At 35.2% G+C, this 14875-nt stretch carries 9 protein-coding genes; 8 read left to right on the top strand and 1 reads right to left on the bottom strand.

The window, feature by feature from the left end; all coding sequences use genetic code 11:
* Window positions 1–33: 33 nt before the first annotated feature.
* On the bottom strand, window positions 34–2628 hold the full coding sequence (locus tag IPJ83_00280) for a lamin tail domain-containing protein (GenBank protein MBK7878983.1): 2595 nt from the start codon (window positions 2626–2628) through the stop codon (window positions 34–36).
* 160 nt (window positions 2629–2788) lie between these two features.
* On the opposite strand from IPJ83_00280, the gene IPJ83_00275 reads away from it, so the two are divergent.
* The 8 genes from IPJ83_00275 to IPJ83_00240 all read left to right on the top strand — a co-directional run bounded on the left by IPJ83_00275 (window position 2789) and on the right by IPJ83_00240 (window position 14839).
* The gene (locus IPJ83_00275) at window positions 2789–3784 is read left to right on the top strand and encodes an aspartate-semialdehyde dehydrogenase (protein MBK7878982.1); all 996 of its coding nucleotides are present in this window, start codon (window positions 2789–2791) and stop codon (window positions 3782–3784) included.
* 191 nt (window positions 3785–3975) lie between these two features.
* On the top strand, window positions 3976–5340 hold the full coding sequence (locus tag IPJ83_00270) for a hypothetical protein (GenBank protein ID MBK7878981.1): 1365 nt from the start codon (window positions 3976–3978) through the stop codon (window positions 5338–5340).
* Window positions 5341–5534: 194 nt separating this feature from the next.
* Window positions 5535–6950 (top strand): MATE family efflux transporter, encoded by a 1416-nt coding sequence (locus IPJ83_00265; GenBank protein ID MBK7878980.1) that lies wholly within the window; start codon window positions 5535–5537, stop codon window positions 6948–6950.
* Between the two features lie 228 nt (window positions 6951–7178).
* Window positions 7179–10331, top strand: coding sequence for a tetratricopeptide repeat protein (locus tag IPJ83_00260; protein MBK7878979.1), 3153 nt, complete (start codon window positions 7179–7181; stop codon window positions 10329–10331).
* A gap of 168 nt (window positions 10332–10499) precedes the next feature.
* A complete protein-coding gene (locus IPJ83_00255) occupies window positions 10500–11096 on the top strand; it encodes a sigma-70 family RNA polymerase sigma factor (GenBank protein ID MBK7878978.1) in 597 nt (198 codons plus the stop codon).
* Entirely contained in the window at window positions 11086–11970 is an 885-nt protein-coding gene (locus tag IPJ83_00250; protein ID MBK7878977.1) for a hypothetical protein, read from the top strand. The genes IPJ83_00255 and IPJ83_00250 overlap by 11 nt, the downstream gene beginning before the upstream one ends.
* A 447-nt stretch (window positions 11971–12417) precedes the next feature.
* Window positions 12418–13536 carry a hypothetical protein gene (locus IPJ83_00245; GenBank protein ID MBK7878976.1) on the top strand — a complete coding sequence of 373 codons (1119 nt, stop codon included), beginning with the start codon at window positions 12418–12420 and terminating at the stop codon, window positions 13534–13536.
* 31 nt (window positions 13537–13567) lie between these two features.
* Window positions 13568–14839, top strand: a complete 1272-nt coding sequence (locus tag IPJ83_00240; protein MBK7878975.1) for a hypothetical protein — start codon at window positions 13568–13570, stop codon at window positions 14837–14839.
* The last annotated feature ends 36 nt before the right edge of the window (window positions 14840–14875 follow it).

Genomic DNA, 14875 nt, shown 5'->3' with positions numbered 1-14875 from the left:
ATTCGATTTGGCTACAAAAGTAACTTTAATTAGCTACTTCTTACCATTATCCACGACTATCAACTCTTTGTACGAAAGTTTTGATCCTTCAGGATGAACAAGTTGCATAATTAATATATAATTTCCTGAAGGAACCTTTTGTCCTTTTAAGTCAACTGCATTCCACTTCAAAACTTCCTGAGGGCCAATGATCTGTTGGCTGATAACATAGATCAGCTGACCGGAAAGGTCATAAATTTCCGCTCTGATTTTGTACCCGCTTAAATCCAAATTAAATTCAATACCAAGAAAGTCCCTGTAGCCATCCTGGTTGGGACTGATCACATGGGAGGGTATATAATATTGGTGATCTTTGTTACGTATTTCCTCCAGGTATTGACTGTTTTTTGTTCCCGGGGTAGCATAATTTGCGCTTGCGCTAGAGGATTGCCAATGATTTTTATTTGCCGATAAGAGGATAGGGTTTATTTTTTCAAGCGAAACTCCCTCCTTATCGACGAGCAAAGGATTATGCCAATCCTCCATATATTGTAAGGAATCGATTACCATCAGACTATTATTTTTTTGAATGGCCAGTAAAAGAATGCCTTTGGTATCATCAAGGGAGGGAATTTCTGTTTCAATAATATGCTGTTCCTCAGAATTTGGATATTTAAGCATTAGGCTTTTCTTATCAGAAGTAAGTGCAAAATAGGATTGTGGTAAAACAATATGATCAGATTTTAATTTTATAAATCTGGGTTCAGACAATGGGTTGGACAAGTAAATGTCTCTTATAGAAATAGCTTTATTGCTTTTATTATAAATTTCAACAAAATCTTCCCCACCAGTTTCAGGATTAAAAAGTATTTCATTCCAAGCCAGATCTCCGGGTTGGGGTTCTGCTGGAATGGAAATTTCAATACTGGTTTCTGAAATATAATTTTTTGAACAGTCTCTTATGTTTTTAATGTTGAGCATATAAATACTACCACCCTGAAAAGATTTTTCAAAAAAGAGGATTACCTTATTATTTTCCGTTGAGTGAATATCTGCACTTGCAGGATTTAAATTATTCAGAGTGTAGTTAATGGTTTGTTGTACAGAAGTAGCATCCAAGGATTCATTAAAAATCAGTTCGATTTCATATTCATTAGGTACATGGTAAGTGAGTAATATTGGTGCGATTTGATCAGATTCTAAATTATATCCAGTATTTATTTTGCCGGGTGTTCCACCTAAAATATGGTCAGAAGGACCCCAGACTTCTGCCCCTTTACAAGATTGCCTGGGTTTCTTTAATTCCAGACTATAACCACCATTTTTCTTAAAACTGTTTTGATACCATGTATCGGAAAAATTTACCTGATGCATCAGTTCATTTTGAGAATCAAACAACCGAAGAATTTCGTCCGAATTGTTAATGGTTGGAAATTTAGAAAGTCCAATTGCTTTTCCAAAATCTTTAAATAGAGAAGAATCTGATTTGTGGTAAAGAATTATCATGGAATCGGGCTCTAAAATGAAATCAGGGAAATTTTCCGAAATGCTTGATCCATCTGCAATACTCAAGTTTTTAAGTTGGAGAATTTTTCCGGAAATGTTTAGAAGTTCTATGAATTCTGTTTCCGGAAGTCCTGCAGAGGGACTTGGATCTGCCATAAATTCATTGATCAGCAGATCACCGTTTTTTGCGGAATGATATTGCTGGGATTTGAACTCGATGGATTGATTTTCAGATACACTATTGCCTGAAATATCTTTGATATCTTTATAATAGAGGCGGTATATTTTTTCCGGTTCAAAAGCTTTTTCAAAGGTTAAAATGTATATTTTTTCGTCGGTTGTAGATTTATTTATCTGCATTGGATGACGAGTTAGATCAATTGTATAATTTGAAATATCCAATGATTGCATTTCATTTGTTGTTTCGTTGAATTCAATTTTCAAATGTAAATCATCCTCTATTTCTGCCTTTATGATAAAAGGTTTAATGGTATCTGATTCTTGAATCCTAATCCCAATGTCATCAAAAATAAATTTGTCTTTTCTTGTGTCTGTATATTGACAATATAAACCAAAATAGGAATCCTTAAGTGGCAATTGAACTGGATCAAAAAATTCTCTTTCTATGATTAAATTATTTGTTTCTGAATAGTCAGTGGAAACTTGCCATAAAGTATCTCCCATGCGTTTTATGGAAAATCGGCATTCCGACGGATCCGATGAAAATTTCGCAACCATTCCTGAGCCCAGTAAGGTGGTACTGTTGTTTTGTCTGGCAATTAAATGCCACCGATCCTCATTTCCATTTTCACCAATTTCCAGAAAATATCCGTCCGAGGTAAAAGGATCAGGGATGTCCGCTGCCAAATAGATTCTAAGTTTATTAGAAGTCGACGGACTAAATAACAACTTGCAATAGATGGTCCATGCCATGCTGTCAGAGCTGTATTTGTACGGTCTGAAAATAAAGCTTTCTCCGGCGGAATTAGCAGATAGCTGAAGTTGACTACTTTGATTTACATTAAAATCAGAAATGTCACCCACCCATAAATTTAAATGATTTACATTAAAAGTTTCAAGCCATTGTGCAGAAACAAAAAAAGGAAATAGTACATAAAAGATTACAGAAAATCTGGTTTTCATAATGAATAAATTAGGTGTTTTATAGTGTGTTTACCTTCAATCCAGTATTGAATAAAAGATAATTTGTGTCTCCCTACAAAAATATTAAAATTTTTGATTGGCGGGCATATTTTTTAATTATCTCCAAATCGGGCGTACCTTTGCGGCATTAATTATAAGTATGAAAATAGCTGTCGTAGGAGTAACCGGTATGGTGGGACAGGTCATGTTACAAGTTCTTAAAGAAATGGGCTTTTCTGGAGCAGAATTGGTTCCAGTAGCTTCTGCGCAATCTGTAGGTAAAGAAATTTTGTGGAATGGGAAGAAGGTTGCCATAGTTAGCATGGAAGATGCAATTGCACTTAAACCGGCGATAGCAATTTTTTCTGCTGGAGGAACAACTTCCACAGAATTTGCACCAAAGTTTGCATCTGCAGGGAGTTTTGTGATAGACAACTCTTCAGCTTGGCGAATGGATCCGGAATGCCCACTTGTGGTTCCGGAGATTAACGGTCGAAGCATCCAAAGACATACCAAGATTATTGCTAATCCTAATTGTTCTACTATACAGATGGTTTTGACCCTGGCGCCACTCCATCGAAAATACTCAATTGACCGGATTGTAGTATCTACTTATCAGTCTTTTACTGGTACTGGAATGAAGGCTGTCAGACAATATGAAGCTGAGCGTAATGGGGTTCCAGTACCTGAACCTAGGGCTTATCATCATCCAATTTTTGAAAATTGCATTCCACAATGTGATGTTTTTCTGGAAAATGATTATACCAAGGAGGAAATGAAATTGGTCCATGAGACCAGAAAAATTCTTGGGGATCCATCGCTAAGAATTACGGCTACTGCAGTTCGGGTGCCAGTTCATGGAGGACATTCTGAGTCCGTGAATGTAGCTTTTAAAAAGGATATTCAAATTTCCGAAATCAGGAGTTTGATCAGCGAAACTTCGGGACTGGTGTTGTTAGACAATCCTGAAAAATTCGAATATCCAACCCCACTTCAGGCAAAGAACCGAAATGAAGTTTTTGTAGGAAGGGTAAGGCTGGATGAGTCTCAGCCAAAAACGATAAATCTTTGGATTACAGCTGACAATTTACGAAAAGGAGCTGCAACAAATGCCGTTCAAATCGCAAAATATCTGATTGAGCAGGGTTTTTGTTAAGACATAACAAACTGATATTCAGTATATTATAAATTTAAATAGTAAAAACACCATGGCTTTTTTCTTTTTATGAAGTTTTGGTTTGATTTTTGCACCCATTTTTAAGGACCACAGTGGTCATTTTAGAGTACAGCTTGACCCAATAAATGGTGTCAGAAAATAGTTTGAATTAACCGGGAAAAACAGCAGACATGCGGACAAGATTGGTAGTATGGGGAACGAATGCCGAAGATCAGAAGGTTCTTTTGGCAGTAGCCCTTCAGGCAGAAGAAAACAAAATTGACATTTGGGCGATCCCCGAAAAATCATGCAGCGAAGATTATTATAACCTTGTAATGACTCAATGGCGGGAAGGCAAGGATCTGAATTTTCCTGAAGGTACCGTACACCGTACCACTGAGTTAACCATGTCTGACAGTATATTACCGGAAGATCTCAAAGTGGAGCGAGGAGATATGATCCAACGCGCTCAAATGGAATGGCATTTTGTAGTTTTATCCTCCAAGTTGTACCGCAATTTTAAAAATGACCTTGAAGAACTTTCTGATAAGATTAAAAGGCTTGAAGTTTATGATCAGAATCTTTGGGATGATCTTAAAGAACTGTGGTCAAATGTGCAAAAACACATTATGGACCGTAACCTGTTCAGAGACCACTCTGATTCTCTCAGACAAAAGTCTGATGCGATGTTTGAAGAACTCAAAAAACTTCGGTCAGCCTTTAAATCAGAATTAAATCAAAAATCAAAAGCTCTTGTAGATGGATTAAGATCCAAGATAGCTGAAATAGAAAATAAAATAACTGAGGGTGCTGCGTTAAAGCCCTTGTTTGATGACATGATAAAAATTCAGACAGAGTTTAAAACCATGGCTTTGAACCGGGATGATCGTTCTTCCCTGATGTCTAAAATTGATGAAGTCTTTAAAAGCATCAGAGCGAAAAGAGAATCCGGAAAACCAGGTGGTCAACGGGGTGACGCAAATCCGGCTAACAGAAACCAAAGTCGATATGATGGCTTGATTCAGGCGATCACTAAAATTGAGCAAGCAATAGCGCGAGACCATACGGATATCTCTTTCGAGAACAGAAGGATTGAATCCTCTACAGGCCAGCTTGAAGCACAAATTCGCGTGGCAAAAATTAAAATGATAGAAGAGCGGATCAAGTTCAAACAAGAAAAACTGGATGAGTTGCTTAAGGTAAAAGCTTCGTTGGAAAAAGCGAATGTCAATGCTAAAAAGAGGGAAGAAAAAGATGCCCGAAGAAATGAGCAAAGACAAAAGGTAAAGGAAGAGGAAGAGAAGATCAAAGCTAAAATTCAGGAAAATATTCAACAACAACATGAAGTGCTTTCTACGGAAGAAGAAAAGTTAATCAAGGCTGCTGAAGAAATAAAAACAAGTAAAGCCAGGTCTAAAACCAAGACCGGACAAGCTGCACCTGATCCATCAGACTCCATCCCATCTCTTTCGGTAGAGCAAACTCCATCCCAAAAAATTTCTGAGGAAAATTCCACAAGCGAAGCAGATCAACCAACTTCCACTGAAGAGGAATAGGAAATATCAATTTGAAAATATTTTTCAGTAGATTTTCCTGATTTTTAAATTAACTGGGAGATCTGCAGATAGGTTTGAATTTTTCAATGCTGTTGTAGTAAATGATTTATCATTATGAATTGCAGCATCTTATTAAGCGCCATCACAAAATGAAACATTAAATGTTTAGTTTTGTAAGTTAGATAAATTATAGGATGGGACAACACCGTCAAAAATTCTCAAAATTATTTAATCTGATTCGTCAATCCTTGAGAGGCGAAGAGCATGACTATACAAAAGGAAGTATTCAGTCATCTATTGTACTTCTGGCGATTCCCATGATACTGGAATTAAGTCTGGAATCTGTATTTGCAGTGGTAGATATGTACTTTGTAAGTAAATTACCAGACAGTCGCGCAGCGGTTGCAACGGTAGGACTTACGGAATCCATGGTCACGTTGATCTATACAGTTGGGATTGGTTTAAGTACTGCTGCAACTGCTTTGGTTGCAAGGAGGATTGGAGAAAAAGATATTGCAAAAGCCTCACATGCCGGAGCACAATCTATACTTCTAGCGATTTTAGTTTCTTTTCTGATGGCAACGCTGGGTTATTGTTATGCGCCGGATTTGCTGGAAATTATGGGTGCGCAACAGGAGGTAATTCTCGCAGGAACTGAATTCAGCAGAATTATGCTTGGCGGGACTACTGCAATTATCTTATTGTTTTTGATTAACGGAATTTTTCGGGGTGCCGGAGATCCAATGATTGCCATGAAAAGTTTATGGCTTGCAAGTTTGATCAATATTATACTCTGTCCATTATTAATTTTTGGGTATGGAATTTTTCCGGAACTGGGACTAACCGGAGCGGCAGTAGCAACAACCATAGGAAGAACAGCAGGAGTGGTTTATCAGACTTATCATCTCTTCAAAGGTTCCGGTATGCTGAAAATTAAAAGAGAACATTTCAAGATTGACTGGGCGATTCAGAAATCAATTCTCACACTCGCCTGGCCGGCAACCTTGCAATTTTTTATACAAAGCGGTAGCTGGATATTTTTAGCATATCTTGTTTCTACTACAGGAAGTACAGATGCCAGTGCAGGATATCAGATTGCCATCAGGAATGTTGTATTTTTTATCTTACCGGCTTGGGGATTATCCAATGCTGCAGCCACTTTGGTCGGACAAAATCTTGGGGCCGGAAATCCAGACCGTGCACAAAAAAGTGTTTTACTTACCACCAGATACAACATTTATTTTATGGCTGTAGTAATGTTTTTGTTTGTATTTTTTTCATCGCCGATCATTTCAATTTTTACATCGCAAGAAGAGGTGCACAGGTATGGTGTCCTGGCATTACAAATTATGGGTGCTGGATATATTTTTTATGGAATTGGTATGGTGATGATGCAAGCTTTAAATGGAGCAGGGGATACAAAAACCCCAACATGGATAAATTTTGTTGGATTTTGGTTGTTTCAAATTCCAGTAGCAATACTAATGGCCCGTTATTTTGGTTGGGGACCAACGGGAGCATTTATTGCAATACCACTTGCTGAAACATTTGTCGCGCTTGCTGCCTGGTATTTTTTTAAAAGAGGATCCTGGAAGGAAATTAAAATTTAGTTTCTTGTATTTGATGATTAATCTTGGCTTTTATACAAGGCAATTATTGCATTTCAATTTTTTAAATACAATACAGTAGTCTAATATTCATCCTAATAAATATAATTATTAAGAAATTCATGGGTTCATAAGAATCAGAATTAACTTTCATCATTGTTATCGGTTAACATTCCGTATTTTGTCGCAGAAAGTATCTGAATTTCAAATATGTTTATGCTAAACCGATTTATGAAAAAAATTACTATTTTATTGATCATTATTTCTATTCAGAAGTGTGATTTATTTTCTCAAATCACTGACACAACTTTCATTCATCAAGTGGACAGTTTGGTGAAAATCAGTCAGGAGTTAACGGCTAAAAGAAATTACGTAGCCGCCTTGGAGTTTAATACAAAGGTTGAAAAAATCATTCTTGAAAATCTTGGCAAAGAATCAGCATCATATGGAAAATATTGCCATAACTATGGAAAAATCCTTGAAATGTCTGTTAGGGACAAAAGTGAGGCAGAAAAATGGTACCTGGAGGCTTTAGATGTTAGGAAAAGAGTATTAGGTTCAGATCATTTTGATTATGCATCAACTTTACTCAATTTAGGATCATTGTATGGTCAAATGGGAAATTTCCAAAAAGCAGAACCATTTATTTTAGAAGCAAAAGAGGTATTTAAGCGAAAAGTTGGTAATGAAAATCCAGTTTATGCCAAATGCTTAAATAATCTGGGAATTATAAAAATGGAAACCAGAAATTATGAAAAGGCAGTAGAATATGCTCTTGAAGCCAAGGATATTAGATTGAAGACAATTGGAAAGAATACACCAGAATACTGTGGCAATCTATTCCTGTTAGGAAAAATATATTACAATATGGCCTATTATGAAAAGGCCGAGATAGTTTTTTTGGAAGCAATAGATATTTTTACAAATCAGCTGCATGATCAGGGACACCCTTTTTATGTCAATGTTTTAAGTATGCTTTCACTTTTATATGATAAAACCGGCGAATATGGTAAAGCAGAAAATATATTTTTGGATAATTTGGAAAGGTTAGAAAAAAATACCGGTAAGGAAACTGAACAATATGCCGGCAACTTAAACAATCTTGCAAATTTATATATGAGCCTAGGAAATTTTGAAAAAGCTGAAGCAATATTTTTAGAGGCTTTAGAGATAAAGAAAAAAGTATCAGGTCGGAAGAACCAGTTTTATACTTCCAGTTTGCAAAATCTTGGTATTCTTTATGGTCAAATGAATAATTATATAAAGGCTGAAAACTATTTTCTGGAGGCTATAGAAATAATGGCAGAAATCTCAGGGAAGGATCATCCAGACTTTGCAGAAGCATTAGCTAATTTAGCTAATACCTATTTGAGTATGCATCAGTATGAGAAGGCAGAAACGAATTATCTTATAGCTATGGAGATTCAAAAGAAATTATCCAGGAATGAGCACCCTGATTTTGCTATATTGTTAACCAATCTTGGAAGATTGTATCAAATTCAAAAAAAGTATGATCAGGCTGAATTTTTGCAAAATGAAGCGAAAGCAATAATTGGGAAAAGTATGGGAAACCAGACCGCTGAATATACCCTATGTCTAAGCAATTTGGCATGTTTATATATGGAAATGGAGGATTACAAAAAGTGTGAGCCACTAATGAAGGAATTGGATTCTTTAAATCAAAAAATTATTGGTAAGGCCGTTCAACATTTATCTGCAAATGAACTTCAAAAATATTTGAATGTATTTGTAACAAGACAAAACTATCTTTTTTCATTAGCAAGTAGTATTTATGAAAGAAAATTAATTACTAATGAATGGGTTTCTGATATTTCAAAAAACTGTTATGATAACAACCTTTTTTATAAAGAATTTTTACTTGAAATTGCCAATCAAAATAAGCGGATTGCTCTGTATGATTCTGTAGCAAGTGATAAATTTAACTTGCTAAAATCTTATTTAAGACTTCTTGCTATAGAATATACTAAGCCTATTGTTGACCGGGACAGTGTATTTATCCTTAGTATAGAACAGAAATCCAATAATTTAGAAAAGGAAATTGTGAGAATCAGCAGCAACTATGCAGACGTAAACAGACAGATAAAATGGGAGGAGGTTCAAAAATCACTACATAAAAATGAAGCCATGGTGGATTTTATTCATTATCGGCAATACACCAAAAGTAGTGATCGCATGGTTTATGCTGCTTTAGTTCTTAAACCTGGGATGACACAGCCTTCTTTTGTGTCTTTATGTGATGAATCAGAGCTTGAAGCCATTTTTGCAACTAAAGTAGACAGCAAGAATGAGCAAATTAATTCCTTATATTCATTTAAAAATACTTCATCAAGTAATGATTCAAAATTTAATAACTCATTGCATGAGATAATTTGGAAAAAAGTGGACCCACTACTATCAGGAGTAACAACTGTATATTTTTCACCAAGTGGGTTGTTGCACAGAATTAATATGCACGCAATCCCGATTTCAAAAGATCAAGTATTAGATGATAAATATCAACTTATTGAAATAACCAGTTCGCGAAAATTAATTACCAATAATCAAAATACATATAACAGCAAGAATGCATTATTATTAGGTGGAATTCAATTTGATGCGGACTCATCTATAATTTCAACTGAATCAATGGTTGTTTCCAGATCCAGGGGTGAATTTACTTTTAACCATATAGACTCAAGTTTGAGGATGGGTTCCTGGAATTATTTATTGGGTACTGATAGAGAAGTTAGTGAGATAGGGAAGATACTTAAATCAAGTGGGTATCAGGTTAATCTGAAGAAAGGAAATGAAGCTAGTGAAGCTTATTTTAAAGAAATTTGTTCGAGTCTGAAAGCTTCGCCAGGAATTCTTCATATTGCCACTCATGGATACTTTTTCCAAGATCCAAAGAAAAGTATTCAAAATTCATTGACAGATGATCATGAATTAGTTTTTAGGATTTCTGACAATCCAATGTTGCGTTCCGGTTTAATCCTGGCAGGCGGGAATGCAAGTTGGACAGGCAAGCAAACTTTAAAAGGTATTGAAGACGGCATCCTTACCGCGCTGGAAATTGGCCAATTGAATCTTTCAAATACGGAGATAGTAGTTCTTTCTGCTTGTGAGACTGGGTTGGGTGATATTCACCGTAATGAAGGAGTATATGGTTTGCAGCGAGCATTTAAGCTAGCAGGAGCAAAGTATATCATTATGAGTTTATGGCAGGTTCCAGATAAGCAAACAAGTTTATTAATGACTTCATTTTATAAAAAATGGTTGCGGGATGGAAAGTCAATACCGACAGCGTTTCATGATGCCCAAAAGGACATGAGGAATAAAGGATTAGATCCATATTTTTGGGCCGGCTTTGTTTTGATTGAATAGAATTGTAGGTGATTTTTTCTACATTTTAAAATAAGTTAAAATATTTTCGCATGTTCCGGAGGTACAATTAGACTCAGGACTTTACCTTTTTTCAATTTATTACAATAGATATTTGTTGTACATTTATGTTTTGATGAACGATGTATAAATGGGTTGGGATTTTCGATTATGATTAAATTAGGAACACCCTTTAACAGATTTAGTGATCAGGACAAATTAATTGTGGAACTGGCCAAGGAGGATTCGAAGGCCATACAATATATCTTGAAAAAAGTGGAAGGGAGTTGTTTACAATTTATTAAAAAAATGGGGTTGACGTCTGATTGTTTAGAAGATGTGATGCATGATGGCCTTATTTTATTTATACGTAAAATACAGGAAGGAAGTTATGACGCCAGTTTATCGGCCCCACAGACTTACCTTACCGGGATTTGTAAAAATTTGTTTTTAAATATAACAAGAGCCAAAAGAGCAGTTTCAACCATTGAATTGGAAGAAGCTTTTCATACTTATTCAGAGGATGTTCAGGCCTCTTTTTATCTAAAGGAGAATTTAAAACTAGTCAATAAGATACTTGGGGAAATTGGTTCACCTTGTAAAGAACTGATACAATTAAAATATCTTGACGGTTACCAGGATGAGGAACAAATAAATTTGAAATTGGTCAATTATTCCAGTGTTGATTCTCTGAGAGTCAGTAGAAGTCAATGCATGAAAAAATTATCAGCTGTTTCTTTAAAATACAAGTCAGACTATGAAAACTGAAGACATAGAACGATATGTAAATAATGAAATGGTTGGTGAAGAGCTCAAGTCTTTTGAGTTAGCGCTGGAAAATAATGTTCAATTAAAGGGGGAAGTTGAACAAATGCAATTGTTAGTGAAACAGCTTAGAGATAAGGGCTTGTCAAGTAAGATCAGTCTTGAACAAAAGCGATTAAGGCAATATAGAAAAATAAGAATTATTGTATATGCCACCACCGCAATATTAGGATTGTTGCTGGTTTTTATATTGAAAAATTCAAAACAGGAAATCCAGTATCCTATGGAAGGTCGTCAATATCCGACAGATGGCAATCAAATGAAAATTATCCCACTTGAGGATAGTTTATCTCCGAAAATGCTTAATCCAGTGGAAGAAAGTGATTCAACCTCTGTAAACAAAATTTCTCCTCCTATTGCTCAAATCAAGAATACGGAATTTGGGGGCAATTCTATGGATCTTGCCATGGAATTTTATTTTGAACCAAGAGATATTGTATACGTGCGGGGTCAAGGCGCACTGAGTGGTTTAGACTCTGCAAAATTGGCATTTAATAATGAAGACTATAATAAGTCTTTAGAAATTTTAAGTAAATTGTCGTTTAACAAACCATATATTGATTTCTTCAAGGCAAATATTTATTTTAAACTGGAACAATATGAAAGAGCAAATATTTTATACAGTCTATGCTTGTCCAAGGAAAAGGATCAATTTGCGAAAGAGGAAATAGAGTGGTACCTATTACTAAACAATTTGGCCTGTGGACCTAAGTGCAAGCCTTCCTATGCACAATTATTAAAGTTGATTTTAAGCAATGAAGACCATAGTTATTTTAAGAGTGCCCGTAGCCTTCAAAAAAGTCTGTTAAATAGATAATTATCGGTATATTTTCTTTAATTTCATCCACTGTCCAAAAATTGTTGGACTACCTTAAGTTATTGTTGTAAAATTTTCATTCCATTCTCTTCCCCGATACAGTAATATCTAGTCAGGGATCAAAAAGTGCTTCATAGTAATTACCCACCATCCATTTGGTAATTCTTTTACAACAACCATTATGGATCAGTTTATTATTGGCTTTTTGTTCGTTTTTTTTCCAATAAAAATAAGGGACTCATTTCTTTCTTATCTGATTGTAAAATATAATTATTTTATAATCAGATACTTATCATCCAAAATTGACCACTCTTTTTTTTTATTTTACTCTTTACATTTTTTTTAAAAGCTACAATAAGTTATTGTAAGCATTCAAATCACTTTGTGCGTGCAAGGGAATGGTTTGAAGTTTAAAATACTAATGATACAATTTCAAATTTTCAGAGGATGAGGTTGAATTTTTATTTTTTGATGGTAATAATTCTTGGGTCTATTGGACAGATTAAAGCTCAAATGGGTTCTACATCAGATATTCCTGTTGCTTCAGAGTTTGCCATTCCGGTATCACCTGCTTTTGATATGATTGGAGCGAATAATGCATTGGTTGCACGTCCTGGAAATATCAGAGATTTTAAAGTAGACTGGGCGTTTAAATCTTGGAGGCTCAGGCCTAATCTGGCTCTTCAGGCACAGCCCATATGGGAAATAGTTTATAATAAAAGTACTCTGGAAAAATATCGAAAGGCATCAAAGTTCATGCAATTGCTATCTACCCTGGATCTTTCAGCTGGAACTATAGAGGATGATTCACAGGTGAGAAGATTGTCATGGGCAACAAAACTTACCGTCTATAGACAAAAAGATGCTCTGCTCGATCCGAGTTTGTTTCGTGAAACAGAAGTTGCCTTTAATGAGCGCAGAAAAATAATTCTTGATCAGTTAGCCGTACAAAAAACAGCGCTTAAGGCTGAGAAGGATAAAGTGAAGAGAGATTCAATCAAAATTCATTTGGAAGATGTTGAACTCCAATCCGATTTGTTGGATATAGAACAAAAACGAAATAATCTGGATATAGCATCCGCCTTTGCCAAGAAGAACTGGAATGCTTCTTTTATTGATCTAGCCTATGGTAGAATTTACTCCTACAAGAATGACACTCTCCTAAAATTGGATCTAAAGGGAAGTGGATATGCTGTCTGGCTAAATGCAAGTTATGGTATTGGATCAAAAATTTTGATGACGGGATTGATTAAAACCGTCGTGATCAGAGATGATTTAAAGGGAGAGAATATCAATTTATTTACAGGCGGTTTTAATTTTAGGTATGGATCGCCAAAATTTAATTTTTTTGCGGAGGCACTATTCACCCAAACTAACAATTCACTAATATTTCAGGATAACACAATCAATTTGGTCCAGGCAAATTCATTGACTACTTCATATGGTGGAGACTGGCGAATCAGTAGAAATGTGATGTTGTCTTACGGAGTCAGAGTGGATTATGACAAGAATTTTGTATTTCAAAGTATAAGCCCAATTGCGGGTATAGCTTGTATGATGCGTTAGTATTTAATTTTATTTCAAATAATTATTAAAAATGAAAAAATATAATGTTTATAGTGTGATAAGAAGGTTATTTGTTGGTATAATTTTGATTTTGTCAACTCCGTATTTTGTTCATTCGGAGGAGACAGTATGTAAGATTTTAATGTGTGGGTCAAGGGTGACTTTTAATCCGGATATTTATCGGACTGTAACCGAAACCATGAGAGTTTATGTAAAATATGCTGATTTTGTTGAATCGGCAACATGTAACAAATCAGGAATAAATATTACGATAGGAGCAAAGAAGAGAGATAACAATCCCTGTGAGACATATGTAGACCTCATAATTACATCAGATAATTCTGGTCCAATGAGTCTATTTGACCAGGGAGAAATAAGTTTATTTGGAAATATATTAGGGTTAAAAACATTGACCGCCAAATTTGTTATTGGCATTTGGTCCCCACCTCCAAGAGTAGAGAAATTTCAGATTTTGTTTAACAATATGGATGCATTGACAAATGTTTATGCTAAGCAGACATACCGAATTATTATTCAATGGTCTGGCATTGTTTATAATTACGCATTAGATGCATCCCAAAATGATTTTGAAGTTTTATATACAAAATCGAATGTCGCCGATAAAATTGATACTTTATTTGTAAATTTTAAAAATAATCTGATTTTACCTAAAACATTTAATACGATAAGGTGGAAGGTTACAAATATTATTTGTAACAAAGGTGACTATGTGTATAGGATTTCAAATAATTATACGATTACTGAACTGACTGGATTGCCTGATTTAACGGATGCGGGTCTCAATCGAAAATTTGGTTCAATGGCTACTAATTGTTCAGGTAGTAATGTTTCTAAAGTGAGTACCAATAGAACAACCCTTGATATAGTACGGGCACAAATTCCTGCACCTACAGCTGCTAATCCTGTGGTGTACCAAGAAGTAAACTGGCCCGATATCAGATGGGGTGTTAAAAATATTGGTGAATCAACTACAACTTCATTTACCATCCAATTAAAAAATGGCAGTACCATACTTCAGAGTCAGACTTTGAATGGTTTAGCATCCGGAGAAGAGAAATTATTTTCTTATGTAAGGCCTAAATCTAAAAAAAGATTATTTAGAAAACTCGATTGCAATCCTGAACAGGATGTCTTTATTTACTCCATAACACCCAGATCTGAAGCTGAACTGGTAATGATCGAACCTTACGTCTGGTCTGACCCTGCAAAATTTACTATTGTAATCGATGCACTTCAAAAAGTGTTGGAAACTGATGAAACAAATAATACAAGAGATTATTAATTTCTGTTTCATAAAAGAAAAGTAAAATGTAATTTA

Origin of the sequence: Candidatus Vicinibacter proximus (assembly GCA_016713905.1) — a bacterium.
Classification (GTDB): domain Bacteria; phylum Bacteroidota; class Bacteroidia; order Chitinophagales; family Saprospiraceae; genus Vicinibacter; species Vicinibacter proximus.
This window is presented reverse-complemented; position numbering and strand designations above follow the sequence as displayed.

Excerpts from the sequence above, each read along its gene's own strand:
- IPJ83_00260 (MBK7878979.1), top strand. The coding sequence starts at position 7,179 with ATGAAAAAAATTACTATTTTATTGATCATTATTTCTATTCAGAAGTGT.
- IPJ83_00270 (MBK7878981.1), top strand. The coding sequence starts at position 3,976 with ATGCGGACAAGATTGGTAGTATGGGGAACGAATGCCGAAGATCAGAAG.
- IPJ83_00240 (MBK7878975.1), top strand. The coding sequence starts at position 13,568 with ATGAAAAAATATAATGTTTATAGTGTGATAAGAAGGTTATTTGTTGGT.
- IPJ83_00275 (MBK7878982.1), top strand. The coding sequence starts at position 2,789 with ATGAAAATAGCTGTCGTAGGAGTAACCGGTATGGTGGGACAGGTCATG.
- IPJ83_00255 (MBK7878978.1), top strand. The coding sequence starts at position 10,500 with ATGATTAAATTAGGAACACCCTTTAACAGATTTAGTGATCAGGACAAA.
- IPJ83_00245 (MBK7878976.1), top strand. The coding sequence starts at position 12,418 with ATGAGGTTGAATTTTTATTTTTTGATGGTAATAATTCTTGGGTCTATT.
- IPJ83_00250 (MBK7878977.1), top strand. The coding sequence starts at position 11,086 with ATGAAAACTGAAGACATAGAACGATATGTAAATAATGAAATGGTTGGT.
- IPJ83_00265 (MBK7878980.1), top strand. The coding sequence starts at position 5,535 with ATGGGACAACACCGTCAAAAATTCTCAAAATTATTTAATCTGATTCGT.
- IPJ83_00280 (MBK7878983.1), bottom strand. The coding sequence starts at position 2,628 with ATGAAAACCAGATTTTCTGTAATCTTTTATGTACTATTTCCTTTTTTT.